At 64.0% G+C, this 26,184-nt stretch carries 23 protein-coding genes and 1 pseudogene; 11 read left to right on the forward strand and 13 right to left on the reverse strand.

Going from position 1 to position 26,184, the window contains the following annotated elements:
- Positions 1-41 precede the first annotated feature (41 nt).
- The 3 genes from ACFX5Q_RS12290 (at position 42) to ACFX5Q_RS12300 (ending at position 3,750) form a co-directional block, all read left to right on the forward strand.
- Positions 42-2,333 (forward strand): response regulator, encoded by a 2,292-nt coding sequence (locus ACFX5Q_RS12290; protein ID WP_404278092.1) that lies wholly within the window; start codon positions 42-44, stop codon positions 2,331-2,333.
- A gap of 174 nt (positions 2,334-2,507) precedes the next feature.
- Positions 2,508-3,383, forward strand: a complete 876-nt coding sequence (locus ACFX5Q_RS12295; RefSeq protein WP_404278321.1) for a GNAT family N-acetyltransferase — start codon at positions 2,508-2,510, stop codon at positions 3,381-3,383.
- A gap of 4 nt (positions 3,384-3,387) precedes the next feature.
- Entirely contained in the window at positions 3,388-3,750 is a 363-nt protein-coding gene (locus tag ACFX5Q_RS12300; RefSeq protein ID WP_404278094.1) for an MmcQ/YjbR family DNA-binding protein, read from the forward strand.
- A 3-nt stretch (positions 3,751-3,753) separates the two neighbouring features.
- On the opposite strand, the gene ACFX5Q_RS12305 is transcribed toward ACFX5Q_RS12300, so the two are convergent.
- Complete coding sequence (locus ACFX5Q_RS12305; RefSeq protein ID WP_404278096.1) at positions 3,754-4,386, reverse strand: trimeric intracellular cation channel family protein; 633 nt, start codon at positions 4,384-4,386, stop codon at positions 3,754-3,756.
- Positions 4,387-4,500: 114 nt separating this feature from the next.
- Between ACFX5Q_RS12305 and ACFX5Q_RS12310 the strand changes: the two genes are divergently transcribed.
- Entirely contained in the window at positions 4,501-5,112 is a 612-nt protein-coding gene (locus ACFX5Q_RS12310) for a TetR/AcrR family transcriptional regulator (protein WP_404278098.1), read from the forward strand.
- A gap of 57 nt (positions 5,113-5,169) precedes the next feature.
- Positions 5,170-5,949, forward strand: a complete 780-nt coding sequence (locus ACFX5Q_RS12315) for a cupin domain-containing protein (RefSeq protein WP_404278100.1) — start codon at positions 5,170-5,172, stop codon at positions 5,947-5,949.
- Between the two features lie 138 nt (positions 5,950-6,087).
- On the opposite strand, the gene grpE is transcribed toward ACFX5Q_RS12315, so the two are convergent.
- Positions 6,088-6,726 (reverse strand): nucleotide exchange factor GrpE, encoded by a 639-nt coding sequence (gene grpE / locus ACFX5Q_RS12320; RefSeq protein ID WP_404278102.1) that lies wholly within the window; start codon positions 6,724-6,726, stop codon positions 6,088-6,090.
- A gap of 218 nt (positions 6,727-6,944) precedes the next feature.
- On the opposite strand from grpE, the gene ACFX5Q_RS12325 reads away from it, so the two are divergent.
- Together ACFX5Q_RS12325 and ACFX5Q_RS12330 are read left to right on the forward strand one after the other, a co-directional pair.
- Positions 6,945-7,142: a hypothetical protein gene (locus ACFX5Q_RS12325; RefSeq protein ID WP_404278104.1), complete on the forward strand. Its 198-nt coding sequence runs from the start codon at positions 6,945-6,947 to the stop codon at positions 7,140-7,142.
- A gap of 127 nt (positions 7,143-7,269) precedes the next feature.
- On the forward strand, positions 7,270-8,292 hold the full coding sequence (locus ACFX5Q_RS12330; RefSeq protein ID WP_404278106.1) for a fatty acid desaturase: 1,023 nt from the start codon (positions 7,270-7,272) through the stop codon (positions 8,290-8,292).
- A 48-nt stretch (positions 8,293-8,340) separates the two neighbouring features.
- On the opposite strand, the gene ACFX5Q_RS12335 is transcribed toward ACFX5Q_RS12330, so the two are convergent.
- From ACFX5Q_RS12335 to cysG, 7 genes and pseudogenes are all read right to left on the reverse strand, one after another.
- Positions 8,341-8,961 carry a DJ-1/PfpI family protein gene (locus tag ACFX5Q_RS12335; protein ID WP_006200409.1) on the reverse strand — a complete coding sequence of 207 codons (621 nt, stop codon included), beginning with the start codon at positions 8,959-8,961 and terminating at the stop codon, positions 8,341-8,343.
- A gap of 193 nt (positions 8,962-9,154) precedes the next feature.
- A pseudogene (locus tag ACFX5Q_RS12340) lies at positions 9,155-10,761 on the reverse strand (GMC family oxidoreductase).
- A gap of 97 nt (positions 10,762-10,858) precedes the next feature.
- On the reverse strand, positions 10,859-11,389 hold the full coding sequence (locus ACFX5Q_RS12345; protein WP_404278108.1) for a DUF934 domain-containing protein: 531 nt from the start codon (positions 11,387-11,389) through the stop codon (positions 10,859-10,861).
- A 115-nt stretch (positions 11,390-11,504) separates the two neighbouring features.
- A complete protein-coding gene (locus ACFX5Q_RS12350) occupies positions 11,505-12,269 on the reverse strand; it encodes a phosphoadenylyl-sulfate reductase (RefSeq protein WP_404278110.1) in 765 nt (254 codons plus the stop codon).
- A complete protein-coding gene (locus tag ACFX5Q_RS12355; RefSeq protein WP_006200413.1) occupies positions 12,244-13,914 on the reverse strand; it encodes a nitrite/sulfite reductase in 1,671 nt (556 codons plus the stop codon). The genes ACFX5Q_RS12350 and ACFX5Q_RS12355 overlap by 26 nt, the downstream gene beginning before the upstream one ends.
- 36 nt (positions 13,915-13,950) lie before the next feature.
- Entirely contained in the window at positions 13,951-14,253 is a 303-nt protein-coding gene (locus ACFX5Q_RS12360; protein WP_006200414.1) for a DUF2849 domain-containing protein, read from the reverse strand.
- Positions 14,250-15,698, reverse strand: coding sequence for a siroheme synthase CysG (cysG, locus tag ACFX5Q_RS12365; protein WP_404278113.1), 1,449 nt, complete (start codon positions 15,696-15,698; stop codon positions 14,250-14,252). Before cysG ends, ACFX5Q_RS12360 begins: the two co-directional genes overlap by 4 nt.
- Before the next feature lie 409 nt (positions 15,699-16,107).
- Here cysG and ACFX5Q_RS12370 point away from each other — a divergent pair, with 409 nt between their 5' ends.
- Positions 16,108-16,557: a host attachment protein gene (locus tag ACFX5Q_RS12370; protein ID WP_404278115.1), complete on the forward strand. Its 450-nt coding sequence runs from the start codon at positions 16,108-16,110 to the stop codon at positions 16,555-16,557.
- A gap of 172 nt (positions 16,558-16,729) precedes the next feature.
- Positions 16,730-18,508 carry a cation:proton antiporter gene (locus tag ACFX5Q_RS12375; protein WP_404278117.1) on the forward strand — a complete coding sequence of 593 codons (1,779 nt, stop codon included), beginning with the start codon at positions 16,730-16,732 and terminating at the stop codon, positions 18,506-18,508.
- 60 nt (positions 18,509-18,568) lie between these two features.
- Here the strand turns inward: ACFX5Q_RS12375 and ACFX5Q_RS12380 are convergent, their stop codons facing one another.
- Entirely contained in the window at positions 18,569-19,378 is an 810-nt protein-coding gene (locus ACFX5Q_RS12380) for an AraC family transcriptional regulator (protein ID WP_404278119.1), read from the reverse strand.
- Positions 19,379-19,593: 215 nt separating this feature from the next.
- Between ACFX5Q_RS12380 and ACFX5Q_RS12385 the strand changes: the two genes are divergently transcribed.
- On the forward strand, positions 19,594-20,514 hold the full coding sequence (locus ACFX5Q_RS12385) for a zinc-binding dehydrogenase (protein ID WP_404278121.1): 921 nt from the start codon (positions 19,594-19,596) through the stop codon (positions 20,512-20,514).
- A 20-nt stretch (positions 20,515-20,534) separates the two neighbouring features.
- Here the strand turns inward: ACFX5Q_RS12385 and ACFX5Q_RS12390 are convergent, their stop codons facing one another.
- The gene (locus ACFX5Q_RS12390; protein WP_404278123.1) at positions 20,535-21,287 is read right to left on the reverse strand and encodes an SDR family NAD(P)-dependent oxidoreductase; all 753 of its coding nucleotides are present in this window, start codon (positions 21,285-21,287) and stop codon (positions 20,535-20,537) included.
- 162 nt (positions 21,288-21,449) lie between these two features.
- Entirely contained in the window at positions 21,450-23,699 is a 2,250-nt protein-coding gene (locus ACFX5Q_RS12395) for a transglycosylase domain-containing protein (RefSeq protein WP_404278125.1), read from the reverse strand.
- Between the two features lie 383 nt (positions 23,700-24,082).
- Between ACFX5Q_RS12395 and ACFX5Q_RS12400 the strand changes: the two genes are divergently transcribed.
- The gene (locus ACFX5Q_RS12400) at positions 24,083-25,189 is read left to right on the forward strand and encodes a glycosyltransferase family 9 protein (RefSeq protein WP_404278127.1); all 1,107 of its coding nucleotides are present in this window, start codon (positions 24,083-24,085) and stop codon (positions 25,187-25,189) included.
- On the opposite strand, the gene ACFX5Q_RS12405 is transcribed toward ACFX5Q_RS12400, so the two are convergent.
- Entirely contained in the window at positions 25,176-26,138 is a 963-nt protein-coding gene (locus tag ACFX5Q_RS12405) for a YncE family protein (protein ID WP_404278129.1), read from the reverse strand. The two genes, ACFX5Q_RS12400 and ACFX5Q_RS12405, sit on opposite strands and share 14 nt — an antisense overlap.
- Positions 26,139-26,184: the final 46 nt, after the last annotated feature.

Here is a 26,184-nt window from a genome sequence, read left to right on the forward strand (position 1 = left end):
GCCGCAGTCTTCCATAATCTCTCTGTGGCAAGGCTTTCCGCATGATCGCGGAATCCGGCATCAGAGCTCCGAGCAGTGCCGAAGGCGTCGACGGGCCGGGCCCCGAGGCGCCAAAGCGGCTGCTTATCGCACCGCCGCCGCTGGCACCCGCATCGCCGCCGGCCAACCCCGAAGGCCTGCCCTTCCTGACCATCGTCGCCACCGCCGTGTTGGCTGGACTGGCTCACCTGACCGGCGCACCGATCTTCGTCACCATCGGTTTGCTAGCGACCGGCCTGGCCGGTCTCGGCATGCACCTGCGAGCCAAGCGCAATGAACGCCGCACGGCGGCCCTGCTCGACGAGACCGCCGCCCGCAGCCGCGCCGAGATCGAGACGCTGGCCGACCGCATGTGGGAGATGCAGGAGAGCGAGGAGCGCTTCCGCGGGCTGATCGACGCACTCGGCGATCTCGTTGTCCATCGCGATCGCGACGGCAACATCGTCTTTGCCAACAAGGTTTTCGCCGATCTCGTCGAGATCGACCAGCGGCACCTTGCCGGCAAGACCTTGTCCGAGCTTGGCATCGATGTCGGCATCGTTCCCGACGCCGCCTTCTCGGATCACGAATGCCTGAGTTCCACCGACGTCGCAATTCGCACGCCGAGCGGCCCGCGCTGGTTTTCATGGATCGAGCTGTCGGTACGCGACAAGGACAACGGCACCGTCTCCCATCGCGCGATCGCCCGCGACATCACCGCACGCAAGCGCGCCGAATCCTCGCTGATCACCGCCCGCGAGCGGGCCGAATATGCCAGCCAGGCGAAGTCGCGCTTCCTGGCCACCGTCAGCCACGAGATCCGCACGCCGATGAACGGCATCATGGGCATGGCCAAGCTCCTGGTCGACACCGATCTGTCGCCCGAGCAGCGGACCTATGTCGGCGCCGTCTCGACCTCGGCCAGCGCCCTGCTGGCGCTGATCGAGGACCTGCTCGACTATTCCAAGATCGAGGCCGGCCGTTTCGACCCGGAACCGCAGCCGACATCGCTGCGCGAGATCGCCGACAACATCATCGAACTCATGGCGGCGCGCGCCTTCGGCAAGAACATCGGGCTTGGCTGCTATGTCGAGCTCGACGTGCCGCAGATGATCACCGCCGATCCCGGCCGGGTGCGCCAGGTGCTGCTCAACCTCATCGGCAACGCCATCAAATTCACCGACACCGGCGGCGTGCTGGTGAGCGTGGCGCGGGCGCGCACCGAGACCACCGACCGTATCTGTTTCACCGTCACCGACACCGGTCCCGGCCTGCGCGAGGAGGACATGGAACGCATCTTCGAGGAGTTCGAGCAGTCCGACGGCACCTCGACCCGGGTGCATGGCGGCGCCGGCCTCGGCCTCGCCATCTCAAGGCGCCTGGTCAATGCCATGGGTGGCTCGATCTTGGTGTCGAGCCGGCTTGGCGAGGGATCCGAATTCGTCTTCGAGCTCCCCGCCACTGCGGCAACCGAGCCGCCGCAGAACCGGCAGAGCATCCTGGCCGGCCGCCGTGCCGTGATCGTTTCGAAGAACGCCATCGAGGCGGACGCCATCGCCCGCACCATCCGCGCCCATGGCGGCGCGGTCGATCTGGCGACGACGCTTGCCCAAGCGACACCTTTCGCCGCCGGCTGCGACGTGCTGCTGGTCGATGCGGCGATGGAAAACAGCGATGGACGCCTGCTCAAGCGCTTGCGCCAGAACGGCTTTGCCGATTGCGAGGCGATCACGCTGATCGCGCCGACCGATCGCGGCATGCTTGGCGAGTTCCGCGCCAATGGCTATGCCACCTTCCTGGCCAGGCCGGTGCGCGGCGAGACGCTGCTGCGCGTGCTGTTGACCAGCCATGCGCCGGTCCTGCCCCAGCCGAAATCGGACAAGCACGGCGCCCCGCCCGTGCGTGCCGGCGCTGGCCGCCGCGAGCACGGCCTGTCGGTGCTGATCGCCGAAGACAACGACATCAACGCCATGCTTGCCCGCGCCACGCTTCTCAAGGCCGGGCACCGCGTCAAGGTGGTCGGCAACGGCAAGGCAGCCGTCGAGGCCATCACCGATGCCGGGCTCAAGCACCGCTTCGACGTGGTGCTGATGGACCTGCATATGCCGGTCATGGACGGGCTGGACGCGATAGCCGCCATCCGCCGCCATGAAGAAGAGATGGCCGTGCCGCCGGTTCCGATCATGGTGCTGTCGGCCGATAGCCAGGAAAAGACCCGTCACGCGGTGCTCGCCCACGGCGCCAGCGGCTTCGTCACCAAGCCTCTCGACCCCGACGCCCTGGTCCACGCCGTCGAGGGTCAGGTCGCGGCCTGACGCCCGCATCGGCTGTCTCTCATCACGTAAACGTAGCCGGTTGACCGTATTCGCCAGCCGACGAAGTATTGCTCGTCGCGCCGTATCACGGTACTGTCACAATCCTGTTGCACCTACACCGTATCCCCGTGCCAAGAGGGATGGCTCGAAGGAGAATCACTCGTGCATACAGTTATGCCTGAATGTGACACTCGGCCGAACGCCGGCGGCGCCATGCTCGCCGCGCGGACCGCCGATGCCGTCGCAACTGGGGCACCTCTGGGCCGTATCGGCAATCTCGAAGTGCGGTTGGCCCGCAATGCGGCCGAAATCGCCGCCGCGCAGGAAGTGCGCTACCGGGTATTCTATGACGAGCTTGGAGCCAGGAAGGATCTGTTCCAGGCGCAGGATCGTCGCGACGCCGACCGTTTCGACCCGCTCTGCGATCATCTGCTCGTCCTCGACACTTCGCTTGCCGGCCCCGAGCACCGCCGCATCGTCGGCACCTACCGGCTGCTGCGGCAGGAAATCGCGGCGACGGCCGGCGGCTTCTATTCCGAAGGCGAGTTCGAACTGACCAAGCTGATCGCCCGCCACCCCGGCCAGCGCTTCCTCGAACTCGGCCGCTCCTGCGTCCTGCCGCAATATCGCTCCAAGCGCACCATCGAGGCGCTGTGGCAAGGCATCTGGGCATATATCAACCATTACGGCATCGGCGTGATGACCGGCTGCGCCTCGTTCCATGGCGTCGTGCCGGCGGCGCATGCCGAGGCGCTCACCTATCTTGCCCATCACTGCCGCACCGACTCGGCCTGGGATGTCCGGGCAGTCGCCGGCCGCTACTGCTCGATGGACCTGATGCCGATCGAGGCAATCAACGCCAAGGCGGCGATCGCGGCGATGCCGCCGCTGGTCAAGGGCTATTTGCGCGTCGGCGCCCGCATCGGCGACGGCTGCGTCATCGATCACGAATTCTCGACCGTCGACGTGTTCGTGGTCATGCCGGTCAAGGAGATCGGCGCCCGCTACGTCAACTACTATGGCGGGGAAGCCCAGCGCTTCGCCGCCTGAGACGTTGGGCAACGATCTTTCCGGTGCTTTGCAGACATTGCGGCTTGCCGCGCGCGACCTGCCGGACGTCATCGAAAGCACATCCTATGGCACGCCGGCGCTGAAGGTCGGCAAGAAGCTGCTGGCCAGGGTAAAGGATGCCGACACCGTTGTGCTGATGTGTCCGCTCGACGAGAAGGAGATGCTGCTCGAAGCAGCACCGGAAATCTATTTCGAGACCGATCACTACAAGGGTTGGCCGGCGATCCTCGTCAGGGTGCATGTGATTGCACCCGACGAATTGCGTCACCGGCTCGAACGCACTTTTATGGCGCAAGCGCCGAAGGCGCTGCTCAAGGCGTGGCAGGCATCTCGCTCAGCATCCTGATTTTCAGGGGATGTCTTCTGGCCTCCGGCCGGGCCGGCTCTTGTAGGACGGAAAGGTCCAACCGAATTTGAGCGCGCCGCCGCGCACCAGGAACGCCGCGGCAAAGCCCGCCAGGCCGGATGCCAGTGGCGGCAGCCGGGCAAGATCGCCGAGTGTAAACAGCGTGGCACCCGCAAGGGCGGCCGTGACGTAGATCTCCGGCCTCAGGAGCACCGACGGCTCGCCGGCCAGCAGATCGCGCAGGATGCCGCCGAAAGTGGCCGTCAGCACGCCGGTGACAACGGAGACGACCGGCGACCCGGTAATCGCCAGACCCTTGGCCGCGCCCATCACCGAAAAGGCGGCAAGGCCGATGGCGTCGAGCCAAAGCAGCAGTTTCCAGCGCGATTCCACCCGGTGTGCGCTGAAGAAGACCAGCACCGCGACCACCATGCAGATCAGCACATAACTGGAGTTGCCGACCCAGAACACCGGCAGGTTGAGGATGACGTCGCGAAACGTGCCTCCGCCGATGGCGGTGACGCTGGCCAGGAACAGGAAGCCGATAATGTCGAGTTGCTTGCGCGAGGCCGCAAGTGCCCCGCTCGCCGCAAAGACGGCGACGCCAGCATAGTCGAGAAGGTCGATCGGGTTCATGGGTGAATAATGAAATAGTGAGCGGGGAATAGCGAGTGGCCCCCACGAAACTGGATTGACCTTAGGCAAATTAAATGATTGAATAGTTCATTCAAATTTTTCGAGTGAGCGACTATGTCTCCTCGCCGCTACAGCATGGGTTCCCGGACTGTCGCCTTCGCCAAGACGCGGCAGCGGATTCTCGAAGCGACAATCAAGCTGCACACCCAGAACGGGATCTTTGGCACGACTTGGAAGGACATCGCCACGGAGGCCGATGTCGCCGTTGGCACCGTCTACAAGCATTTTCCTACCCTGGATGACCTGGTGCCTGCCTGCGGCGAATTGCTGATGGAGCGCCTGCGTCCTCCGTCGCCCGAAACAGTGACCGAGATAATCGGCGGGGCGACAGACCCAAAAGAGCGGTTACGCCGGGTCGCGAACGCGCTATTCGCCTTCTACCATCGTGGTGGACGGCATCTCGAGAGCGACCTGCGCGAGCGGGAGCTTCCGGCCATGCGGGAATGGGAAGAGTATCTGCGGAACATGGTGGCCGGCTTCGTGCGCGAGGCACTGGCGAAGGACGATCCCGGCGATGATGTCGTTCAGGCAATCAGCTTCCTGTTCGACTTTCCGACGTTCAGCGCGATGCGGATACGCGGCATGACGGTGGATCTCGCCGCCGAAACGGCAACGGGAATGGCGCTCTGCTGGCTCAAGGGCAAGGGCCGGACGAGCACATCTTGAACGAAGAGAATGAGGAGGCGAAACAAGGGCGAAAGCCAGATTGCGAAGGAGGAAGTCATGGACACGAAAGTCGTTGAAGTCACCGAATTTGCATTGAAGCCCGGATTCACCGAGCAGATGTTCTTGCAAACCAGGGATGAAGTGAATGACGAGGTGCGGAAGCTCAAGGGTTTCCTCAATCGTCGCCTCCTCAAATCCGCGGGAGGCTGGACGGAGATATTTGAATGGGCGGACATGGACAGCGCAAAGGCGGCTCGAGAGGTCTGGGCCACGCTGCCCGGCATCACAAACTATTGCTCGATGGTCAACATCGCCTCGCTCAAGGTCGGCTACCACTCTGTCGCGGCAGTGGCAGGCGGTGAAGCTGACAGGGGCATCCCCAGCGCCTTTTGCAGCCACGCCCTAGAAGGAGAGGCGCGCTGGTGGCTTGGCTCGCTGGCGGTGATCAAGGCGACGGCAGCCCAGACGGCGGGCCAGTTCACGCTGATCGAAGTGCTCGAGAACGAAGGCGAGGCGCCGCTGCATGTCCATCATCGCGAGGACGAGTCATTCCAGGTGATGGAAGGCGAGATCGAGTTCGAGATCGGCGGCAAGAAGATAATGGCTGGGCCCGGTTCGTTTCTCTTTGGGCCACGCGATGTGCCGCACCGCTATACGGTCAAGCGTGGGCCGGCCCGGATGCTGTTTTTCTTCACGCCCGGTGGTTTCGAGGACCTTTTGAGGGCAACCAGTGTGCCCGCCAACGACAGGCGCATTCCTCCGGACGGCGAAGGAATGCCGGACATGGAGACATTTCCCGATGTGGTCAGGCGCTATGGGTGCGAACTGCTTGGTTGAGGACATGGCAAGCGCTGCACAGCAGAAGTGGCGACTGGGTTGATCGCCCCTGAAATCGGACAGGTTTCGGGGGCGTCGTCGATCATACCTCCGGCTTTGATGGTGGTTGCGGCGGCCGAATAGCGCGCTATTCCCCGGTCATGCGTCCTTTTCCGCCTGCTCATTCACCGGTCCCGGCTCGACCGGTGCTTCGCCGGCCGCCTGCTTGGGGCCGCCCTTGGCGACGCCGACCATCGCCGGCCTGAGCACGCGCTCGCCGATCGAATAGCCCGGCTGCACCACCTGGACGACGGTGCCGGCGGGAACCTCGGGATTTGGCACCTCGAACATCGCCTGATGGAAGTTCGGGTCGAACTTCTCACCTTCCGGCGCGAGCTTTTTCACCCCATGCCGCTCCAGTGCCGACAGCATGGCGCGCTCGGTGAGGTCGACGCCCTCGATCAGCGCCTTGAAACCGGCGTCGCCCGCGGCCTTGGCCTCGGCCGGGACGGCATCGAGCGCGCGGCGCAGATTGTCCGACACCGACAGCATGTCGCGAGCGAAATTGGCAACCGCATAGGTGCGCGCGTCATGCACGTCGCGCGCGGTGCGGCGGCGCAGGTTCTCCATCTCAGCGGCAACGCGAAGGGCCCGATCTTTCAGTTCCTCGTTTTCCTTCAGCAGCCGCACAAGCGCTTCGTAGTCGCCGTCGACGCTGCCTTCGGTACGTTCGCCCGCCGCCGCCTCAGTGGCTTCGATTTCCTCGGGCGCGCGTTCGTCTTTTGCCTGGTCGCTCATCGCCGTTTCCCGTCATTTTCGAATGGTCTGGATTTGCGCCCGATATCGAGGTTTGGCGGCCAAAAATCAAGGGGCAAGCCATATTGGAGGCTGCCGGCGCTCTTTCGATATTAATTCAAATTTTACCGTAACGGCCGGGTTTTCTTGCCAGGCCGCTGCAATGCGGGAACCATTACCGGCCTGGAGGAGTTTCGAAGCCAACACAGGATTTTGGGACAATGACAGGCAACAAGCGCGACAGGCGCGAGGAACTCGCCGCCGATATCAAGCGCCAGGTCGGCACCGAGACGACGAAGCGGTTCCTGCGCACCCTGCCGGCATTCCGCCTGCAGGCCGACCTGCCCGAGCATCTCAGGGAGTTGCTCGACCGTCTTGACGGGGCGGAGGCCAGCGTGGCCGCCAGCGAGCGCCACTAGGCGTGTATTCCTGAAGACGGGAACATCGGTCGCAGCCGCCATGGCCTGCCATCGCGCGACAATTACGCGCAGTAATTTTGCGTGAGCTTTGCCTTGCGGCGGCGGGGCCTGTTGCTTATGCTTCCTGATGAACATGATTTCCCCCGAGGCGGTTGCCAATAGCAAGCGCGCCTGGCTGAAGATTCTGGCGCGCTACAAGAAGCCTGACCGGCGGCGCAGCGCGCTCGAACTCGCCATCACCCTCATCCCCTTCGTGACGCTCTGGGCGCTCTCCTCGGCCGCTTATTCCTACGGCCACTGGTGGGGTTTGATCCTCATTCTTCCCGCGGCCGGGTTTCTGGTGCGCATCTTCATGATCCAGCATGATTGCGGCCATGGCTCCTTCTTCGCCAATCGCTATGCGGACGACTGGATCGGCCGCGCGCTCGGCGTCCTGACGCTGACGCCCTATGATTGCTGGCGGCGCGCCCATGCCACCCATCACGCCAGCGCCGGCAATCTCGACGAGCGCGGCATGGGCGACATCAAGACCCTGACCGTCGCCGAATACCGGCAAATGTCATGGCGGGGCCGGCTTGCTTACCGGCTCTATCGCCATCCGCTGGTCATGTTCGGCCTAGGGCCGATCTGGCTTTTCATCTTCGAGCAAAGGCTGCCGGTCGGCATGATGCGGGGCGGCCTGACGCCCTGGGTGTCGTCCATGGCGACCAATCTCGGCATCGCGCTTGTCGCCGCGATCCTCATCTGGTTCGTCGGGCTAGGCGCGTTCCTGGTTGTCCACTTGCCGATCGTCATTCTCGCCGGTTCGGCCGGCGTCTGGCTGTTCTACGTCCAGCACCAGTTCGAAGAGACGGAATGGGCGAAGGATACCGAATGGGAATTCCAGCATGCCGCGCTGCATGGATCGTCCTACTACGACTTGCCGGCCGTGCTGAACTGGTTCACCGGCAATATCGGCGTCCATCACGTCCACCACCTCTCGGCCAAGGTGCCGTGCTACCGGCTTCCGGAAGTGCTGCGCGATTTTCCGGAACTGCGCGACATCGGCCGCGTCACGCTTCTCGACAGCCTGCGCTGCGTCAAGCTTGCGCTGTGGGACGAGAGCCGCCGGAAACTTGTGTCGTTCCGCGAAGCCCGAATGGCCGCGTAAAGAAGACCGCCGCACCAGTGGTGCGGCGGCATTCTCACCTAAGTCAGCTCAGGCCGCCTTGCGCTCGTCGCGCATCAGGGCCTTGCCGTCGCGGATCTCGGTGCCGAGCACCTTCAGGCATTCGCGCATGAAGGCGGCGAGGCCCGGCCAGCCCTTGGCCGACACCAGATTGCCGTCGACATGGGCGCCGGTCGGCGCAACATCGATGTAGATGCCGCCGGCCAGCGTAACCTCCGGTTCGCAATATTGCAGGGCCGCGACTTCCCTGCCACGCACCACGCCGTCGACCGCGATCAGGATCTGCACGCCGTGGCAGATGGTGAAGATTGGCTTGCCGGTCTCATGGAAATGCCTGACCAGCGCCTGCACCCGCTTATCGATGCGGATATATTCCGGCCCGCGCCCGCCGGCCGCATAGACGGCGTCGTATTCGGCCGGGTTCACCTCGGCGAAGGTCTTGTTCAGGATGTAGTCGTGGCCGAGCTTTTCCGTATAGGTCTGATGGCCTTCGAAATCGTGTAGCGACGTTTTCAATATGTCGCCGGCCTTCTTGTCGGGGCACACGACATGGACCGTATGGCCAACCGCATGCATGGCCTGTTCGAAGACGAAAATCTCGTATTCCTCGCTGAACTCGCCAACGAGCATCAATATCTTCTTGCCTGCCATTCTGGTTCCTCCCTTGCTGGCCATTTATTTCGGGTCACGAAATAATAGATCTATCCTAAGGGCAAGACGTCGAAAGGAAAAGCGCAAATCGCACAATTGGTCAGACCAGATTGATTTGCACTTGCTAAAAAGCCCGGCCAGACCCTTGTCCCCGGCTTCCGCATGACAATCCTGGTCCGACCAATAAAACCGTTCAGGCTGCGGCGCGGATCATATCCGCAGCCTTTTCGGCGATCATGATCGTCGGCGCATTGGTGTTGCCGCCGATCAGGGTCGGCATCACCGAAGCATCGACGACGCGCAGCCCCTGCATCCCGCGTACCTTGAGTTGCGGGTCGACGACGGCCATCTCATCGACACCCATCCTGCAGGTGCCGGCCGGGTGGTAGATCGTGTCGGCGCGCGCCCTGATATGCGCCATCAGTTCGTCATCGCTTGAAACGCCGGCGGTGTAGATTTCCTTGCGACGGTATTTCGCCAGCGCCGGCGCCTCCAATATGCCGCGCATCGTCTTGACCCCCTTGAGCAGAAGGGTGGCATCGCGTTCGTCCTCGAGAAAGCGCGGGTCGATGCGCGGCGGCGCCAGCGGGTCCGGCGTCGACAGCCCGACCTCGCCGCGCGAATAGGGCCGGAGCACGCAGACATGGCAGGAAAAGCCGTAGCCCATATGCAGCTTGCGGCCGTGATCGTCGACGATTGCGATGCAGAAATGCAGCTGCAGGTCGGGCCTTCCGATCGTCGGATCGGATTTGAGGAAGGCGCCGGCTTCCGCGTAGGGCGTGGCGATCATGCCGGTGCCGTTCTTGCGCCAGCGCAGCATATGCCCGAGCAGGCCGGGCGTGCCGCGCAGGCCGATGCCCATCATGTCGGCATCTCGCGACGTCCAGGCCATGATGAAGTCGAGATGGTCCTGCAGGTTCTTGCCGACGCCAGGCACCTCATGGACGACCGGAATCCGTGCATCGCCAGTTCGGCCGCCGGGCCGATGCCGGACAACAACAGCAGCTGCGGCGAGCCAAAGGCGCCGCCGCAGACGATGACCTCGCGCTTGGCTTGCGCCACCGCCTCGTTCTTGCCCACGCGGTAGCGCAGGCCCGTGGCGCGCTTGCCGTCAAGGACGATGCCGGTGGCATGCGCTCCGGTGACAACGGTCAGGTTCGGCCGGTCCATCGCCGGATGCAGATAGGCGGCGGCCGCCGAACAGCGCTCGCCATTGCGGCGCTCTCCCCAGAATTGCGTCACCTGGTAGAGCCCTGCCCCTTCCTGCTCGTCCCCGTTGAAGTCATCGTTGTATCGGATCTGGTTTTCGCCGCAGGCCTCGACAAAGGCGCGGGCGACGGGACGCGGCTCCTGCTGCTCGCCGACTCGCAACGGCCCGTCGCCGCCATGCAGCGCGTCAGTGCCGCGCTGATTGCCTTCGGCGCGCCGGAAATAGGGCAGCACCTCGTCCCACGACCAGCCGTCGCAGCCGACGTCGGCCCATCCGTCATAGTCGCTGCGATGCCCGCGAATGTAGAGCATGGCGTTAATGGCGCTGGAGCCGCCGAGCGTCTTGCCGCGCGGCTGGTAGCCCTTGCGGCCGCCAAGTCCTGGCTGCGGCACCGTCTCGAAGGCCCAGTTGTTGAGCTTCGGCCGGCCCGGCAGCAGCGCAATCACGCCTGCCGGCGCGCGGATGAACAGGTCCTTGCCGACGCCGCCGGCTTCGATCAGGCACACCGTTTTGGAGGGATCTTCAGAGAGCCTTGCCGCCAGCGTGCAGCCGGCGGAACCGCCACCGGCGATGACATAGTCGTAGCGCATGCTCTCCTCCCGATCATCCGGCGGATGTTTCCGTCCGGATGCCGGAGAGAAGGCCTGCTTGCGAGCGTTGTAAAGACGTCAACGCGTTACCGCAGGGTCAGCCCGTGCGTTTGCGTCGCCAGGAGTATTTCGGCCCCTTGGCCTCCGGCTCGGCGGCCGGCTGATAATAAAGCGGCAGGCCGCCGGTGCGGCCTTCCTCGAGCCGCTTCAGCAGCACCGGGTTCGACACTTCGAATTCGTCGAAGCCGAGTCGCAGCATGTGCGGCAGTTGATCGACCAGAACCTGGCCGGTGGCGCGCACGGCACCCTGGAAATGATAGCGCGTGCGCAGCAATTCGCCCTTGGAGAAGGACCGCCCGTCATTGAACGCCGGAAAAGCCAGCGCCACCAGCGACAACTGGTCGAGCAGCCCGGCGATCTTGTCCAGTTCGTCGCCAGGCAGAAGCTGGACGCCAAGGCGCTCCTTCGCCGATCGGCGCACATCCGCGTCGAGCCCCAGAAACGCCTGCAGCGGCAGGATGAAGCGGCCATTGCCGGTAAGCGCATCGGCGCTTTCGGCATGAACCCACTCGTCCTCGCGAAAACCCGTCGGGGTCCAGAGGCGGGTCTCCGTCGTCAATTCAGTCATCAAGAAGTCCTAAAGCTCAAAATTTCTGGAGCGGCGCGCCAGTCAGCGACTTTGGTACGTGAGCACCGGAAGCGCAGGAACCACCGTTTGCAGGCCGGCTGAACACCAACATACCCTAAAGCGATGCGTCGGTCAGCGACTTCTCCAGTCCGGAAAGATGGATGCCGCACTCGGTCTTGGCGTGCCCAGCCCAGCGGCCGCTGCGCGCGTCCTCGCCCGGCTGCACCGGCTGCGTGCAGGGGAAGCAACCGATCGACAGATAGCCATAGGCGACCAGCGGATTTTCGCGCAGCGCATGCGCGCGCATGTAGGCGGCCTGGTCCGACGTCGTCCAATGCGCCAGCGGGTTGATGCGGATGCGCGAACCGACCGCTTCGAAGACAGGAAGTGCCGCGCGCGTCGAGGCCTGGAAGCGCTTGCGTCCGGTGAACCAGGCGCGGAACGGTTCGACGCCGCGCGCCAGCGGCTCGACCTTGCGCACATTGCAGCAGGCGTCGGTGTTGGTCTCGTTGAGGTTGCCGGTCGGATCGACCCTTTCGAGCGCGGCCTCCTCGGGCTTGATCACCCTGATATCGGTCAATCCGAAATCGGCCGCCAGCGCGTCGCGATAGCCGAGCGTCTCCTCGAAATGCTTGCCGGTATCGAGGAAGATCACCGGCAGCGTGCGGTCGATCTCGGCGATCATATGCAGGAGCACGGCCGAATCGGCGCCGAACGAGGACACGGCGGCGATGCCGCCGCGAAAGATCTCCCGCGTCGAACGCTCGATGATCTGCAGCGGGTTCAGGTGACCATAGAGCGCGTCGAGCCCCGCCGCCTCGGCGGCGATGCCGGCCTCGACGTCGACGATCCGCTCAAGCGGCCTTGGTTTCGCCAGCATAGAGCGCCTCCTTGAACGGCGCGGGACCGACTCTGCGGTAGGCGTCGATGAATCGTTCTGAGGGATCGAGGCGAAGGCCGAGATAGGTTTCGACAATCTGCTCGATGGCGTCGGTGATCTCCTCCGACGAGAAGCCGCGGCCGATGATCTCGCCGACCGAGGTGTTCTCGTCGGCCGAACCGCCGAGCGTGACCTGGTAGAGCTCGGCACCCTTCTTCTCGACACCGAGAATGCCGATATGACCGACATGGTGGTGGCCGCAGGCGTTGATGCAGCCGGAGATCTTCAGCTTCAGCTCGCCGATCTCGCGCTGGCGCTCTAGCGAGGCGAAGCGCTGCGAGATTTCCTGCGCCACCGGAATGGAGCGCGCCGTGGCCAGCGCGCAATAGTCGAGGCCAGGGCACGAGATGATGTCGCTGATCAGGTTGGAGTTGGCCGTCGCCAGGCCGATATCGACCAGCGCATCGTATACCGCCTTGAGGTCGGCGCGCGCGACATGCGGCAGGATCAGGTTCTGCTCATGGCTGACACGCAACTCGTCGAATGCGTATTTCTCGGCGATGTCGGCAACCGCTTCCATCTGGCTGTCGGAAGCGTCGCCCGGCACCTCGCCGATGCCCTTCAGCGAGATCGTCACTGCCGCATAGTCGGGATGGCGGTGGGTCACGACATTCTGGTCGAGCCATTCGGAGAAGCTTTTGGAATCGAGCCGTGCCAGCTTCACCGCCGCATCGCCTTCCGGCCGCGCGGTCAGCCGAGGCGGCGCGAAATAGGCGTCGATGGCGCGGATGTCGGCTTCCGGGAGCTTCAGCTCGGCGTCCTTCAGTTCCTGCCATTCGGCCTCGATCTGGCGGGTGATCTCCTCGACCCCGGTCTCGTGGACGAGGATCTTGATGCGCGCCTTGTACTTGTTGTCGCGGCGGCCGTAGAGGTTGTAAACGCGCAGGATCGCCGTGCAGTAGGAGAGAAGATCGGCTTCCGGCAGAAAGTCGCGGATCTTCTTGGCGACCATAGGCGTGCGGCCCTGGCCACCGCCGACATAGACGGCGAAACCGAGTTCGCCGGCCGCGTTCTTCTTCAAATGCAAGCCGATGTCGTGCGTCTGGATGGCGGCGCGGTCGCGCTCGGCACCGGTCACCGCGATCTTGAACTTGCGCGGCAGGAACGAAAACTCCGGATGCACCGACGACCATTGCCGCAGGATTTCGGCATAGGGGCGCGGATCGGCGACCTCGTCGGCGGCGGCACCCGCGAAATGATCGGCGGTGACATTGCGTATGCAGTTGCCGCTGGTCTGGATGGCGTGCATCTCGACGCTGGCCAGATCGGCCAGGATCGCCGGGATGTCCGACAGCGCCGGCCAGTTGAACTGGATGTTCTGCCGCGTCGTGAAATGGCCATAGCCCTTGTCGTATTTGCGGGCGATATGGCCGAGCATGCGCAGCTGCTGGCTGTTCAGCGTGCCATAGGGCACCGCTATGCGCAGCATATAGGCGTGCAGCTGCAAATAGACACCGTTCATCAGCCTGAGCGGCCGGAACTGGTCCTCGGTGATCTCGCCGGCAAGCCGCCGCTGGACCTGGTCGCTGAACTCGGCGACACGGGCCTGAACGAAATCTTGGTCGAACTCATCGTAACGGTACATGCTTCGTCTTTCAGGGCGCGTCCGCCCGCTTTCACATTATGCCCGGATCGTTTCCGGATGGGCCTGTTTGCCGAGGTCGCCACGGATGGTCGGGCCAGCGGCGCGGATCTTTTCGCGCAGCCGCACCGCTTCGACCACGCCGTCAACCACGGTGACGTCGATCAAATTGACGTCGACTACCTCATTGTTGGCGTAGGCCGCGGCACCGATCGCCTCCAGCCGGTCCTCGGCCGCCTTGTCATGGGCGAGGTCGGCATTGCCGATCGTCTCGGCCCAGCCGCCATCGGCGTACCAGACGGCGATGCCGTCGGTAAGCCTGTTTGCGGTCAGAACCTTCATTGCTCAACTCCTTCGGCGGCCGTGCTGGCAACGCCCTCATGCCTGTGTGCCGCGAGCGGCTCGGAACGTTCAAAATTGGCGCCGGCGACCGCATCGCCGATGATGGTCATCACCGGGCCGGTGAGGTCGGCGCGCGCCTCCAGCGACGGCAAATCGGCCAGCGTGCCGTGGAAGCGCCGGCGGTTGCCGAGGCTGGCATTCTCGACCACGGCGACCGCCGTGTCCGGCGACAGACCGGCTTCGATCAGCCGTCCCGCAACCTCGGCCGCGACCGAGCGGCCCATATAGACGGCGACCGTTGCGCCGGAGATGGCGAGCTTGGCCCAGTCCGGCAGCGAATTGCCCTTAAGATCGTGGCCGGTCGTGAACACCATCGACGAGGACACGCCACGCAGCGTCAGCGGCAGTTCGAAATCGGCGGCTGCGGCAAAGGCCGCGGTGACGCCGGGAACCACTTCATAGGCGATGCCGGCGTCGCGAAGTGCGGCCATTTCCTCGCCAGCCCGGCCGAACACCAGCGGGTCGCCCGACTTCAGCCGCACGACGCGCTTGCCGGCATGGCCAAGCTCGACCAGCAGCGCATTGATCTCGGCCTGGCTCTTCGAATGGCAGCCCTTGCGCTTGCCGACCGGCAGGCGCTCGGCGTCGCGACGGCCCATGACGACGATCGCCTCCGGAACCAGCGCGTCATAGACGATGACGTCGGCTTCCATCAAAAACCGATGCGCCCGCAGCGTCAAAAGGTCTTCCGCGCCCGGCCCCGCTCCGACCAGCGCGATGTGGCCTGCAGCCGGCGCGTTGGAGACAAGCAGGTCGAGTGCTGCATCATGCGCCTGCGAAAGCTCTCCGGCCTCTACGGCGCGTGCCGGCGCGCCGGCGAAGAAATCGCTCCAGAAGCGGCGGCGGCCATTGCCCTTCGGCAGTCGCTCGGCAGCACCTCGGAACGAAGCGGCAAGCGTCGCCAGCGCACCGAGCGACGGCGACAGCATGCGGTCGATACGGCTGCGCAGAATCTGGGCAAGCACCGGGCCTGCCCCTTCGGTGCCGATGGCAATCGCGACCGGGGCGCGGTTGACCAGCGCCGGCGTGAAGAAATCGCAAAGCTCGGGCCGGTCGACTGCATTGACCGGAATGCCCAGCCGGCGCGCGTCGGCGGCGACGCGGCGGTCGTGCGCTTCCTCGCCGCTGGCGGCAAACACCAAGGTCGCGCCTTCCAGATGCGCGGCATCGTAGGCGGCATCGATGTGGACGGCGCTGGTGGCAGCGATGAAGCTCAGCAACTCGGCTTCGGCGGCATCGGTGATGATGCGCAGCACCGCGCTTGACTGGTCGAGCAGCCGGGCCTTGGCCAGTGCCTCCTCGCCGCCGCCGACGATGGCCACCGCTTCGCCCTCGACCCGCATGAAAACGGGAAAGGCGTTGAGCTTGGCATTGGCCTCAGGCATGACGACAAGGAATCCTGGAACAGTCTGCCAGTTTTACGCGGCGGCGCGAAAAACCAGAAGGAAAGCACTCGCGCATCCGGCGATGGCAGGCAATCGCTTTTTCGCAACTGCGAAGGGCAGGAGAAAATTATTCCACAGCCGGGAGCCGGGTGGATTCAATATGCTGTTGCTGGCCCCGATCTGCGGCCCTTTTAGTCGCTTGCGCTCGGCGTCGCAAAACGTTTTTTTCTAAATTCTACCAAATTAGTAGATTAATGCTGCAGGGCGTTGACTGCGGTCTTAGACCAGCGATGAGCCATCGTCTCGGAACGAATTTGGCGGAGCCGACGTTTGCCATGCAAGCCCCGGACTGCAGGGCATCGGGCCATGCGGCCTCATCTGGGGTCGGTCAGGAAACGGAGGAGCCGATATGAGCGACATCAAGCTGAAGCATGGGCTGTGGATTGTGGTCGCCGACGGTGAGAAGGCGCTGTTCCTGCGCAACCGGGGCGACACGCGATTCCCCGACCTGCAAGTGGTACAGGAAATGGAGCAGGAAAATCCCGCCACCCGCGAACAAGGCAGCGACCGCCCGGGCCGCTACAATGACGGCCCCTCGGTCCATCGCAGTGCGGTTCAGGACACCGATTGGCATCGTATCGGCAAGGAGCGCTTCGCCGACGATATCGCCGAGCGGCTCTACCGGCTTGCACATCGCGGCGCCTTCGAGGAGATCGTGCTGATCGCGCCGCCCCAAGTGCTGGGCGAGATGCGCCGGAAGCTGCACAAGGAGGTCGGCGACAGGGTGCAGGCGGAAATTCCGAAGACGCTGACCAACCACACCATCTTCGAGATCGAGAGTCTGCTGCAGGCCGCCTGAGCGGACCGCCGGAAGCACCTGTTCGCCTGGCTGCACGCAACTGTCGTCTTGCTATCGGTTTTCACGGCAGCGCGGGTTGCCTCGCGCCTATGACAGCCCCCATATTGCAAAGGGCGGCGGCCTCGGGCCGTCCTATCCGACATCGCAATTTCTGAAAGGCGCTCCATAGGCAATGCCGCATGACACGCCCCTTATCGCCACCATCGTCGCCGGTCTGGGGCTGGCTTTCGTCTTCGGCGCGCTCGCCAACCGCTTCCGTATCCCGCCGCTGGTCGGCTATCTCATAGCCGGCGTGCTGGTCGGGCCGAACACGCCCGGCTTCGTCGCCGATGCCGGCCTTGCCAACGAGCTCGCCGAAATCGGCGTCATCCTCTTGATGTTCGGCGTCGGCCTGCATTTTTCGCTGAAGGACCTTTTGTCGGTCCGCGCCATCGCCATACCCGGCGCCGTCGTGCAGATCGGCTTTGCCACTGCCCTTGGCGCCGGCCTTGCCTGGCTGCTCGGCTGGTCGATGGGCGCCGGGCTGGTCTTCGGCCTGGCGCTTTCCGTCGCCTCGACCGTGGTGCTGCTGCGTGCTTTGCAGGAGCGGCGGCTGATCGAGACCGAGCGCGGCCGCATCGCTGTCGGCTGGCTGATCGTCGAGGACCTCGCCATGGTGCTGGCGCTGGTGTTGTTGCCGGCCCTGGCCGGCGTGCTCGGCGGCCAGCCGCAGGTGGACAGCCACGCCAGCGGTCTGCTGGCGCTGCCCGCCAGCTATGGCATCTGGGGTGTCGTCGGCATCACCCTGGCCAAGGTCGCCGCCTTCGTTGTCGTCATGCTGGTGGTCGGCCGCAGACTCATTCCCTGGATCCTGCACTATGTCGCCCATACTGGATCGCGCGAACTGTTCCGGCTGGCGGTGCTGGCCATAGCACTTGGCGTTGCCTTCGGGGCGGCAAAGCTGTTCGGCGTCTCGCTGGCGCTCGGCGCCTTCTTCGCCGGCATGATCATGAGCGAGTCCGAGCTCAGCCATCGCGCGGCCGAGGAATCGCTGCCGCTGCGCGATGCTTTCTCGGTGCTGTTCTTCGTTTCGGTCGGCATGCTGTTCGACCCGTTCAGCCTGATGAGCAATGGCCTGCCGATCCTGGCGACGCTGGCCATCATCGTGCTTGGCAAGTCGTTGGCGGCGTTCGTCATCGTCGTCGCCTTCGGCTATCCGATTGCCACCGCACTGATGATTTCGGCCAGCCTTGCGCAGATCGGCGAATTCTCCTTCATCCTGGCCGAACTCGGCGTCGGGCTCGGCCTGTTGCCCGAACAGGGGCGCGACCTGATCCTGGCCGGCGCCATCCTGTCGATCGTGCTCAACCCGCTGATGTTCCTCGCCATCGACTGGATGAAGCCATGGCTGGAGGCGCGTGCGGCCAAAGCGGCGCCACCGGTCGAGCCAAGGCCGATCGGCCCGGCGACCGCACCCGGAGAAGTGGCGTCGGTCGCGCCGGAAAGGGAAGATGGGCCGCCGCCGAAGACAAAGCTCACCGGCCACGCCATCCTGATCGGCTACGGCCGCGTCGGCAGCCTCGTTGGCGCCGCGCTGAAGGACGCCGCCATGCCCTTCCTCGTCATCGAGGATGCCGACAAGGCGCTGGCCAAGCTCAGGGCCGACGGAATCGAAACCGTCGCTGGCAATGCGGCCAACGCCGACGTGTTCGCCGCCGCCAATCCGGAAGGCGCAAAGCGATTGATCCTCGCCATTCCCAATGCCTTCGAAGCGGGACAGGTCGTGCTGCGCGCACGAGCCGCCAATCCCGGGATAAGCGTCATCGCCCGGGCTCATTCCGATGCCGAGGTCGAGCATCTCAAGGGGCTCGGCGCCGACACGGTGATCATGGGCGAGCGCGAGATCGCCCGCGGCATCGTGGAAGAGGTGCTTGGCCACAAGCCGGAAGCGGCTGAACCGTCCGCAGCCTGACCAAGCCTACGCCATGTACTGTCAATGCAATCGTCTCGACTGCGTTCGCAATCGGGTTGATCAGGCGACGAATGCAGAGCCGCCGTTTTGCGCGATACTGCTGAGGTATCTTGCCGGCGGCATCCCAAGCGCCTTCTTGAACATGGTGATGAAAGCCGTGACGGAACCATAGCCGAGATCGCCCGAAACCTGCTGCACGCTCGCACCGGAGGCCAATTCTCGAATTGCGACGATCAGATGCAATTGCTGGCGCCAGCGCCCGAAGCTCAGCCCTGTTTCCTTCACGACGAGACGCGCCAGGCTGCTCTCGCTAAGCGCAACGCGACTGGCCCATTCTGCCAGTGTGCTGCGGTCGGCAGGGTCTTGCGCCAACGCTTCGGCGATCTTCCTCAAGCGTGGCTCGGATGAAAACGGCAGATGCAGCCGCTGGACAGGCATACGCGGCAACTCGGTAAGCAGGGCCCTGGTCAAAAGCTCATCCCTCGCCGGATCGTCCTGCACGCCATCGGACAGCTCGATGATCAGTTCGCGCAGCAGCGGCGAGATCGAAAGCGTGCAGCACCGGTCCGGCAGACTGGCGGCTCCCGGCTCGATGTACACGAAAAAAATCCTGGCGTTGGCCGTCGCAACATTGCTGTGCTCCATGTCGCCGGGAATCCAGACTCCGCAATGAGGCGGCACCATCCACAGGCCGCTTGGGACGTGGCATGTGACGCCGCCTCCGAGCGCGAAGACGAGTTGACCCTTGCGGTGCCGATGGGCGGGTACCTCCGCCCTGGTCTCGGGGACATCAACGCGCACGGCAATCGCCGGCGCGGAAGGGTCATCCACATCGAGATCAAGCCAAGGGTAGCGGAGGGGTTGTCTCATGATTGACTGTTTTTAGCGATCAAATGCATCAATATCTAGATTATTCAAGGGAGAAAATCGATAGGTTCCGCTTGCGAATGAACAACTCTGGAGCGTGCGGAGGTGGCGACTTTCTTCGGCCGGCGGCCGCTGGCGCTCCAAGTCGAACCAGCAAGACCGGGCATGGCAACTGCCCGGAGGCTGTGCGTCCACCGCGCAGCAGTGAGGTATGAACTATGCTCGCCCTCGTCATCTCTTCCGATAGCGCGACCGGACTGAGGATCGCGGAGCTCGCCGAGCCTCAAGCGGCCTCGAACGAGGCGCTTGTCTCGGTCCACGCAACCTCGTTGAACCGCGGCGAACTGCGCCTGCTCGCCATACGTCCGAATGGCTGGATACCCGGCCAGGACATCGTTGGGGTTGTCGATCGGGCAGCAGCCGATGGCTCCGGGCCAGTTGTAGGCGCGCGGGTTGCGGCTCTGGTCGACCAGGCCGGCTGGGCCGAACGTGTCGCCGTTTCGACCGACCGTCTCGCCGTACTGCCGGATGACGTCAGCTTCGTTTCTGCGGCCACGCTTCCTGTCGCGGGCACGACGGCGCTGAGGACTTTGCGCCATGGCGGCGACCTGGCCGGCCAGCAGGTCCTGATCACCGGCGCAAGCGGTGCGGTCGGTCGTTTCCAAATCCAGATCGCCCGCGAGCAGGGTGCGTCGGTCACCGCAGTCGCCGCATCCCGGCACGGCGAGGATCTCTGCCACCTGGGCGCCGAGCAGGTTGTCCAGTCGATCGAGCTGGCTGAGGGGCCGTTTTCGCTGATCACCGAGTCAGTCGGCGGTGAAAGCCTCGCACACGCGATCGAACGCGTCGCCCCTGGCGGCACCATCGTCATGTTCGGTTCGAGCAGCGGCGAACTCACGCCCGTCGGATTCCGTCAGTTCGTTCCGGGTCACGAGGGGGCGAGGCTTCAGACTTTCGCGTACTACACTTCCGGCTCGGGCATTGGCGCGGACATCGCATCGCTGCTCGCTCTGGTCGCGGCTGGCCGGCTGGAAACCCGCGTGGCCTTGACCGTGCCGTGGACAGACATCGCCCAAGCCCTGGAAGCACTGCGACAGCGCAGCATCAGCGGCAAGGCTGTTCTCACCATAAGCGGATGAGCAATCCTTAGCCAACAGGCTCACACGTGTTGGCCGCCATTGATGTGGATTTCCGAGCCCGTCACATAAGACGCCTGCCCGGAACACAGGAAGAAGATGATGTCGGCGACCTCGGCCGTAGCGCCGAGCCTTCTCAGCGGGATGGTCTCGACGATCTTGTCGGTGCCCGGCGACAGGATCGCCGTGTCGATCTCGCCCGGCGCAATCGCATTGACGCGGATGCCGTGCGGGCCGAAATCATGCGCCATCTCGCGCGTCAGCGAACCGAGTGCAGCCTTCGATGTCGCATAGGCCGTACCGGCGAAAGGATGAACGCGGGTGCCGGCGATCGAAGTGACGTTGACGATCGAACCTTTCGCCGATGCCAGCTCCTTGAACAAGCCGCGCGCCAGCATGATCGGCGCGAAGAAATTGACCTGGAACACATCGCGCCAGACATGCATCGGCGTCTCGATCGAGTTCATCCGGCTGTTGCCGTCGCTGAGCTTCGGCGAGATGCCGGCGTTGTTGACCAGCGCATTGAGGTGCCCGCCATGCGCCTCCAGCCGGTGACGGATTTCCGAAACGGCGATGCCGACATCTTCCTGGTCGGCCAGATCGACCTTGATGTGGTCCTCAGGCCCCGCCGGCCACGGACAGTCCTCGGCAAAAGCCTGGCGCGAGCAAGTGATGACGCGCCAGCCCTCGCGCGAGAAACGCTTGACGGTGGCATGACCGATGCCGCGGCTGGCGCCGGTAAGCACGATGGTCTTTCTGGTGTCGAGTTCAGCCATGTCGCGGTCTCCAGCCGGACATTTAGCGGAACGCCGATGCCGTGGCGAGAGGCGAGTTGCCGCTTAGACCATGATCCCGAAAAGTGGAATCCGGTTTTCGGAAAAGATCATGGACAAACAAAGGGGTAGATCCATCCCGATTCCATCGGGATGGATCAGGCTCTAACCCCCGGTGAGGATGTCGAGGATCGACGTCTGCCGCTTCTTGATCGGGCCGCCGACATTGCCGGGCGGCACGGGATGCCCGACCGAAGCGGTGGTCCCACCGTCGCCCGGCATGTCGAAACCGTCGGCATCGACCGTTTGGGCGGGCCGTGCAGGGCGGGCTGGCGCTTGGGCGGCAGGCTGGGACTGGCCGACCGAAGCCTGCGGCACCGGCGCCGGTCCGGCATCGGCCGACGGTATGTCGTCCGGCACGATCGTGTCCGATGGCGTCGACTTCCAGGTTCCGGGCAATGGCCGCACCGGCACGCCTTCATGCGCCGCGACCATGAATTCGTGCCAGGCCTGCGCCGGCAGCGCGCCGCCGGTGACCTTCTTCATCGCGCTGCCGTCGTCATTGCCGAACCACACGCCGGTGGTCAGGTTGGCGGTGTAGCCGACGAACCAGGCGTCGCGCGAATTCTGGCTGGTACCGGTCTTGCCGGCCGACGGCCAGGCAAAGGCCGCCTTCTTGGCGGTACCGATCTCGACCGTGCCGGTCATCATCGAGTTCATCATGCCGACGATCTCTGGCTTGATGACGCGCGGCGCGCCGCCGCCACTGGCGTCATAGAGCACCTTGCCCTCGGTCGTGGTGATGCGGCGGATGAAATGGATGTCCGGCTTGTAGCCGCCATTGGCGAAGGGAACATAGGCCGAGGTCAGCTCGAGCGGCGTCACTTCGGAAGTGCCAAGCGCGATCGAAGTGTTGGCCTGCAGCTCGGACTGGATGCCCATGCGGTGCGCCGCCTCGACCACCGCGTCGGGCCCGACCTCCATGGTCAGCTGTGCCGCGACCGAGTTCAGCGACTTCGCCAGTGCCGTCGCCAGCGTCACCTTGCCGAAATACTTGCCGCCGTAATTGTCCGGCGTCCATTTGCCGATCTTGATCGGCGCATCGTTGCGCACGCTGTCCGGCGTGCGTCCGGCCTCAAGTGCGGCCATGTAGACGAACGGCTTGAAGGCGGAGCCGGGCTGCCGGCGGGCTTCGGAGGCGCGGTCGAACTGGCTGGTCGAATAGTCGTAGCCGCCGACCATGGCGCGCACGGCGCCGGAATCGTCGATCGACACCAGCGCGCCCTGGCTGACATTGAGCTTCTTGCCGCTCTCGTCGATTAGCCGCCGGATCGACTGTTCGGCGAGCTTCTGCAGCGTCAGGTCGACCGTGCTGTCGATGACGATGTCGCCGCGCACGTCGCCGATCAGGTCGGGCAGTTCTTCCATGATGGTATCGGCGACATAGTTTTCCGAGCCGGTCCAGTAGGACGGCGCACGCGTTGCCGGCGCACTCATCGCCGACGTCAGTTCCTTGGCGCTGATCTTGCCTTCGTCGCGCATGGCGGCGAGCACCAGCTGCGCCCGGTCCTCGGCCGCCTTCGGGTCGCGCGCCGGCGACAGCCGCGACGGCGCTTTCAACAGGCCGGCCAGAAGCGCTGCCTCGGACAGAGTGACGTCGCGCGCACTCTTGCCGAAATAGCGCCGCGAGGCCGCTTCGACGCCATAGGCGCCGGAGCCGAAATAGACCCGGTTGAGGTACATTTCGAGGATCTGGTCCTTGGTGTGCTTGTGCTCCAGCCACAGCGCCAGCAGCACTTCCTGCACCTTGCGCTCGAGCGTGCGGTCCGGCGTCAGGAACAGGTTCTTGGCGAGCTGCTGGGTCAGCGTCGAGCCACCTTGCGAGAAATGCCCGCCGAGCACATTGGTGACCATGGCGCGCGACAGGCCGATCGGGTCGATGCCGAAATGCGAATAGAAGCGGCGGTCCTCGATGGCGATGACGGCTTCGGGAATATAGGGCGACATTTCGTGCAGGCCGACCGCCTCGCCGCCGCTCATGCCACGATTGGCGAGCAATTGTCCGTCGGCCGAGACGATCTTGATGTTGGGTGCACGGTCGGGGATCGACCAGGTCGTGGCCGCGGGCATCTTCGCGCCGTAGTAGACGACGATGCCGGCCGCCGCGATGCCGCCCCAGATGCAGAGCACGAAGCACCAGTAGACTAGGCGGCCAAGCGCACCGAACAGGCCGCGCCGGTTTCGGCCGCGTCCACGCCGCGATGATTTTGCCTTTCCGGCTTTACGACCAGCGGAGGATTTGCGATTGCCCGGCACGACGCGATCCTCCTCGCTCACCGAAAACCCGGCCGAGGTTTTTGCCTGTGACGGCCCCTCGAAGCTGGGTTCGATGCGACTGTCTCTGCGGTTCGCCATGCGCTGTGCTATTTGTCCCGTGCCTATGGCGCTCCGGTTGCAGAGTAGATGCGGCGGTTTAAAGGCGCGTTAAAGCGGCGGATTCGCAGCCTGTTGAATTGCCTTGGAAATTTCGAAACCCGCTACTGCCCGTTGTCGCCGCCGTTACCGATGCTTTCCCGCGCGAAACAGGTTCTTTCATGCCGACATAAGCCTTTCGTCCTGGTTTGCGCGGCGCGGTCAAATCCTGATCGATGTTATTCCTGGGGTTCCCTTGGCCGCGCAATGTGAACTCGCGAGGGAAAAAGTATTCGCCGCATACCTGGCCTGTGGCTCGGTCACTGCTTGCCTTCGGCATCATCTTGCATTAGCGCGAAGATTTTCGGGGGCTTGGCGCTGCGAACATGAAGATTTCAGAAAAGCCAGTAGTCCTGGTGCTGACGCGCAATGAAAAGCTTGGGGACGCGATTTTGCGGGTTCCAGTTTACCGCGCGCTGAGGCTGGCTTTGCCCGCTCATTGGATCGTCTGCGCATCGGATTTGGACACGGTATGGCGCACAACATTGGCCCCCGTTCAACCCGAGCTTATCGATGAAATTCTAGTCGATCAGCGCCTGTCCAGCATTTCCCAGATGCGTGCGCTGATGCGCCGACTTGGCACGGTGGACCTCGTGTTGGATCTTCGCTCAAGCAAGGAAACACCCCGGAGCTATGTTGCAGCGGCAGGACTGCCTGCGCGCTACATGGCCAATTCGGTAGGCTTCGCTCTGCGGCGCAATATTGCCGGCTTTTTCGAGCCCCGCCCCCCTACCAACGCCCTGCGATGGCATCGAATGGTCGAACTGGCCATTGGCCGCCTTTTGCCTTTCGACGCCAAATTGCCCGTGTTCGAAAAGGCACGCGACGAGGCTTTGCGTCTCATTCCATCGGGCGAGCGCTTCATAGGCCTGTCTCCCGGCCCGACTATGAACAAGTTCTGGCATCGGCAGAAATGGACGGACCTCGCCAAACACATTGCCAGCGATGGCATCCTTCCTGTTTTCCTGCTCGGGCCTCAAGAAACCGAGCAGCGCAACTGGATTGAAAAGGACGGCGTGTCGAAGATTGTCGATGTCGGTTCGGTCCAGGATTCGGCGTTGCTTCCTTGGCTGTTCCACGCCCTCGCCGATCGTGCGATCTGCATTGTTGCCGCGGAGAGCGGGCTTGGACATCTGGTGGCCACTCGGCAAGGTGCACTGCTTACATTGGCAGGCCCGTCGAAAGCCCGCCTCTGGCGCCCGCTCACCCCGTATCATTGGGTAGTGGAAGCGCGCGAGTTCGGGTCGAGGAAAACCGAGGATATACCTCTTGATGTCGTGGTTGCTCGCGTCCGAGAGACAGTTCGGTGGGCGTCGAACTCGGCGCCAGGCTCAACCCCTCATGACCAACCGAAAGTTGGCGTTGCTGATGTTCAGCTTGTCGGGGCGGCACCTGTCCCAATCATTTCAAATACTACCCTTAGAGGCGCGTAATGTCCGCTTCGAGCCGCTGCGCTGCCCGCCCGATGATCGACGCCAGCGAATAAAACGCCAGCGTCTGCTCTTCGCAAGTCAACGCAACGACATTGTTCGAGCGGTCGATGTCGAGGCCCTTCGGACCGCCTTCCTCGTCGCTGTTCCTGCCGCGCAGGAAGGTCTCGTCGTCGAGGACGACAAGCGAGCGCGACGGTGTGCGGCGTCCGCTCCAGCCGCCCTCGCTGTCATAGACGTGCAGCCTTGGACTGCCGGCGTCGGCGACAAGAACATGCCGGTCGTCAGCGGTGAAGCGCAGGCCGTGCGGGTAGTTGGCGTTCTCGAGAATCCCGGCCGGCTCGGTGTCGGGTCCGAGCGGTCCCGGCAGGCTGTAGACTTTCACATCCTGGGTGCCATGGCTGCTGATGGCGACCCACTGGCCGTCATGGCTGAGCGCGATGCCGTCGGGAATATCGAGGCCCCGTTTCAGCAGCACCTGGTTCCTCAGCGCACGATATCCCAGCCGCCGGTCGACGACATGACGGGTGACCCGGTGCGTATAGTTGTTGCAGACCAGCAGGCTGGTCCGGCTGGGTGACTCCCGCCTGACTGCGATCGAACCGGGCGTCCTCAGCTTGCAGAACAGCCCGCTCTTGATCTGGCGACGCGGCGAGATTTCAAGGCTTCTGCCGGCAGGCTCTCCCGCCGGCAGCGAAAATATCCCAACCAGCCCGTCGCGATTGGCGACAGCCAGGGTCCGGCCGTCGATGAAATCGAGGCCATGAACCTCGCCGATGCAGTCGGATGTCAGTTCCATGTAATCATGGATCGTGACCTCGGGGCCATCGGAGGCTGGCTCGACCTCGATCCGCAGGATCAGGCAGCGCTTTCGCCCAAAGCCGGCGATTGCCAAGAGCCGGTTGTCGGGCGAAAAGCGCACATCTTCCGTGCGCCCGATTGCCGAAAGCACGGCTCGGACAGCATCGCTGGCCCTGAAGTCGATCCGGGGTATCACC

The organism is Mesorhizobium sp. IMUNJ 23033 (genome assembly GCF_044778005.1).
Taxonomy (GTDB): Bacteria; Pseudomonadota; Alphaproteobacteria; order Rhizobiales; family Rhizobiaceae; genus Mesorhizobium; species Mesorhizobium amorphae_A.

Coding starts and splice junctions, on each gene's coding strand:
- ACFX5Q_RS12290 (WP_404278092.1), top strand. CDS start 42: ATGATCGCGGAATCCGGCATCAGAGCTCCGAGCAGTGCCGAAGGCGTC.
- ACFX5Q_RS12295 (WP_404278321.1), top strand. CDS start 2,508: ATGCCTGAATGTGACACTCGGCCGAACGCCGGCGGCGCCATGCTCGCC.
- ACFX5Q_RS12305 (WP_404278096.1), bottom strand. CDS start 4,386: ATGAACCCGATCGACCTTCTCGACTATGCTGGCGTCGCCGTCTTTGCG.
- ACFX5Q_RS12310 (WP_404278098.1), top strand. CDS start 4,501: ATGTCTCCTCGCCGCTACAGCATGGGTTCCCGGACTGTCGCCTTCGCC.
- ACFX5Q_RS12315 (WP_404278100.1), top strand. CDS start 5,170: ATGGACACGAAAGTCGTTGAAGTCACCGAATTTGCATTGAAGCCCGGA.
- grpE (WP_404278102.1), bottom strand. CDS start 6,726: ATGAGCGACCAGGCAAAAGACGAACGCGCGCCCGAGGAAATCGAAGCC.
- ACFX5Q_RS12325 (WP_404278104.1), top strand. CDS start 6,945: ATGACAGGCAACAAGCGCGACAGGCGCGAGGAACTCGCCGCCGATATC.
- ACFX5Q_RS12330 (WP_404278106.1), top strand. CDS start 7,270: ATGAACATGATTTCCCCCGAGGCGGTTGCCAATAGCAAGCGCGCCTGG.
- ACFX5Q_RS12335 (WP_006200409.1), bottom strand. CDS start 8,961: ATGGCAGGCAAGAAGATATTGATGCTCGTTGGCGAGTTCAGCGAGGAA.
- ACFX5Q_RS12345 (WP_404278108.1), bottom strand. CDS start 11,389: ATGACTGAATTGACGACGGAGACCCGCCTCTGGACCCCGACGGGTTTT.
- ACFX5Q_RS12350 (WP_404278110.1), bottom strand. CDS start 12,269: ATGCTGGCGAAACCAAGGCCGCTTGAGCGGATCGTCGACGTCGAGGCC.
- ACFX5Q_RS12355 (WP_006200413.1), bottom strand. CDS start 13,914: ATGTACCGTTACGATGAGTTCGACCAAGATTTCGTTCAGGCCCGTGTC.
- ACFX5Q_RS12360 (WP_006200414.1), bottom strand. CDS start 14,253: ATGAAGGTTCTGACCGCAAACAGGCTTACCGACGGCATCGCCGTCTGG.
- cysG (WP_404278113.1), bottom strand. CDS start 15,698: ATGCCTGAGGCCAATGCCAAGCTCAACGCCTTTCCCGTTTTCATGCGG.
- ACFX5Q_RS12370 (WP_404278115.1), top strand. CDS start 16,108: ATGAGCGACATCAAGCTGAAGCATGGGCTGTGGATTGTGGTCGCCGAC.
- ACFX5Q_RS12375 (WP_404278117.1), top strand. CDS start 16,730: ATGCCGCATGACACGCCCCTTATCGCCACCATCGTCGCCGGTCTGGGG.
- ACFX5Q_RS12380 (WP_404278119.1), bottom strand. CDS start 19,378: ATGAGACAACCCCTCCGCTACCCTTGGCTTGATCTCGATGTGGATGAC.
- ACFX5Q_RS12385 (WP_404278121.1), top strand. CDS start 19,594: ATGCTCGCCCTCGTCATCTCTTCCGATAGCGCGACCGGACTGAGGATC.
- ACFX5Q_RS12390 (WP_404278123.1), bottom strand. CDS start 21,287: ATGGCTGAACTCGACACCAGAAAGACCATCGTGCTTACCGGCGCCAGC.
- ACFX5Q_RS12395 (WP_404278125.1), bottom strand. CDS start 23,699: ATGGCGAACCGCAGAGACAGTCGCATCGAACCCAGCTTCGAGGGGCCG.
- ACFX5Q_RS12400 (WP_404278127.1), top strand. CDS start 24,083: ATGAAGATTTCAGAAAAGCCAGTAGTCCTGGTGCTGACGCGCAATGAA.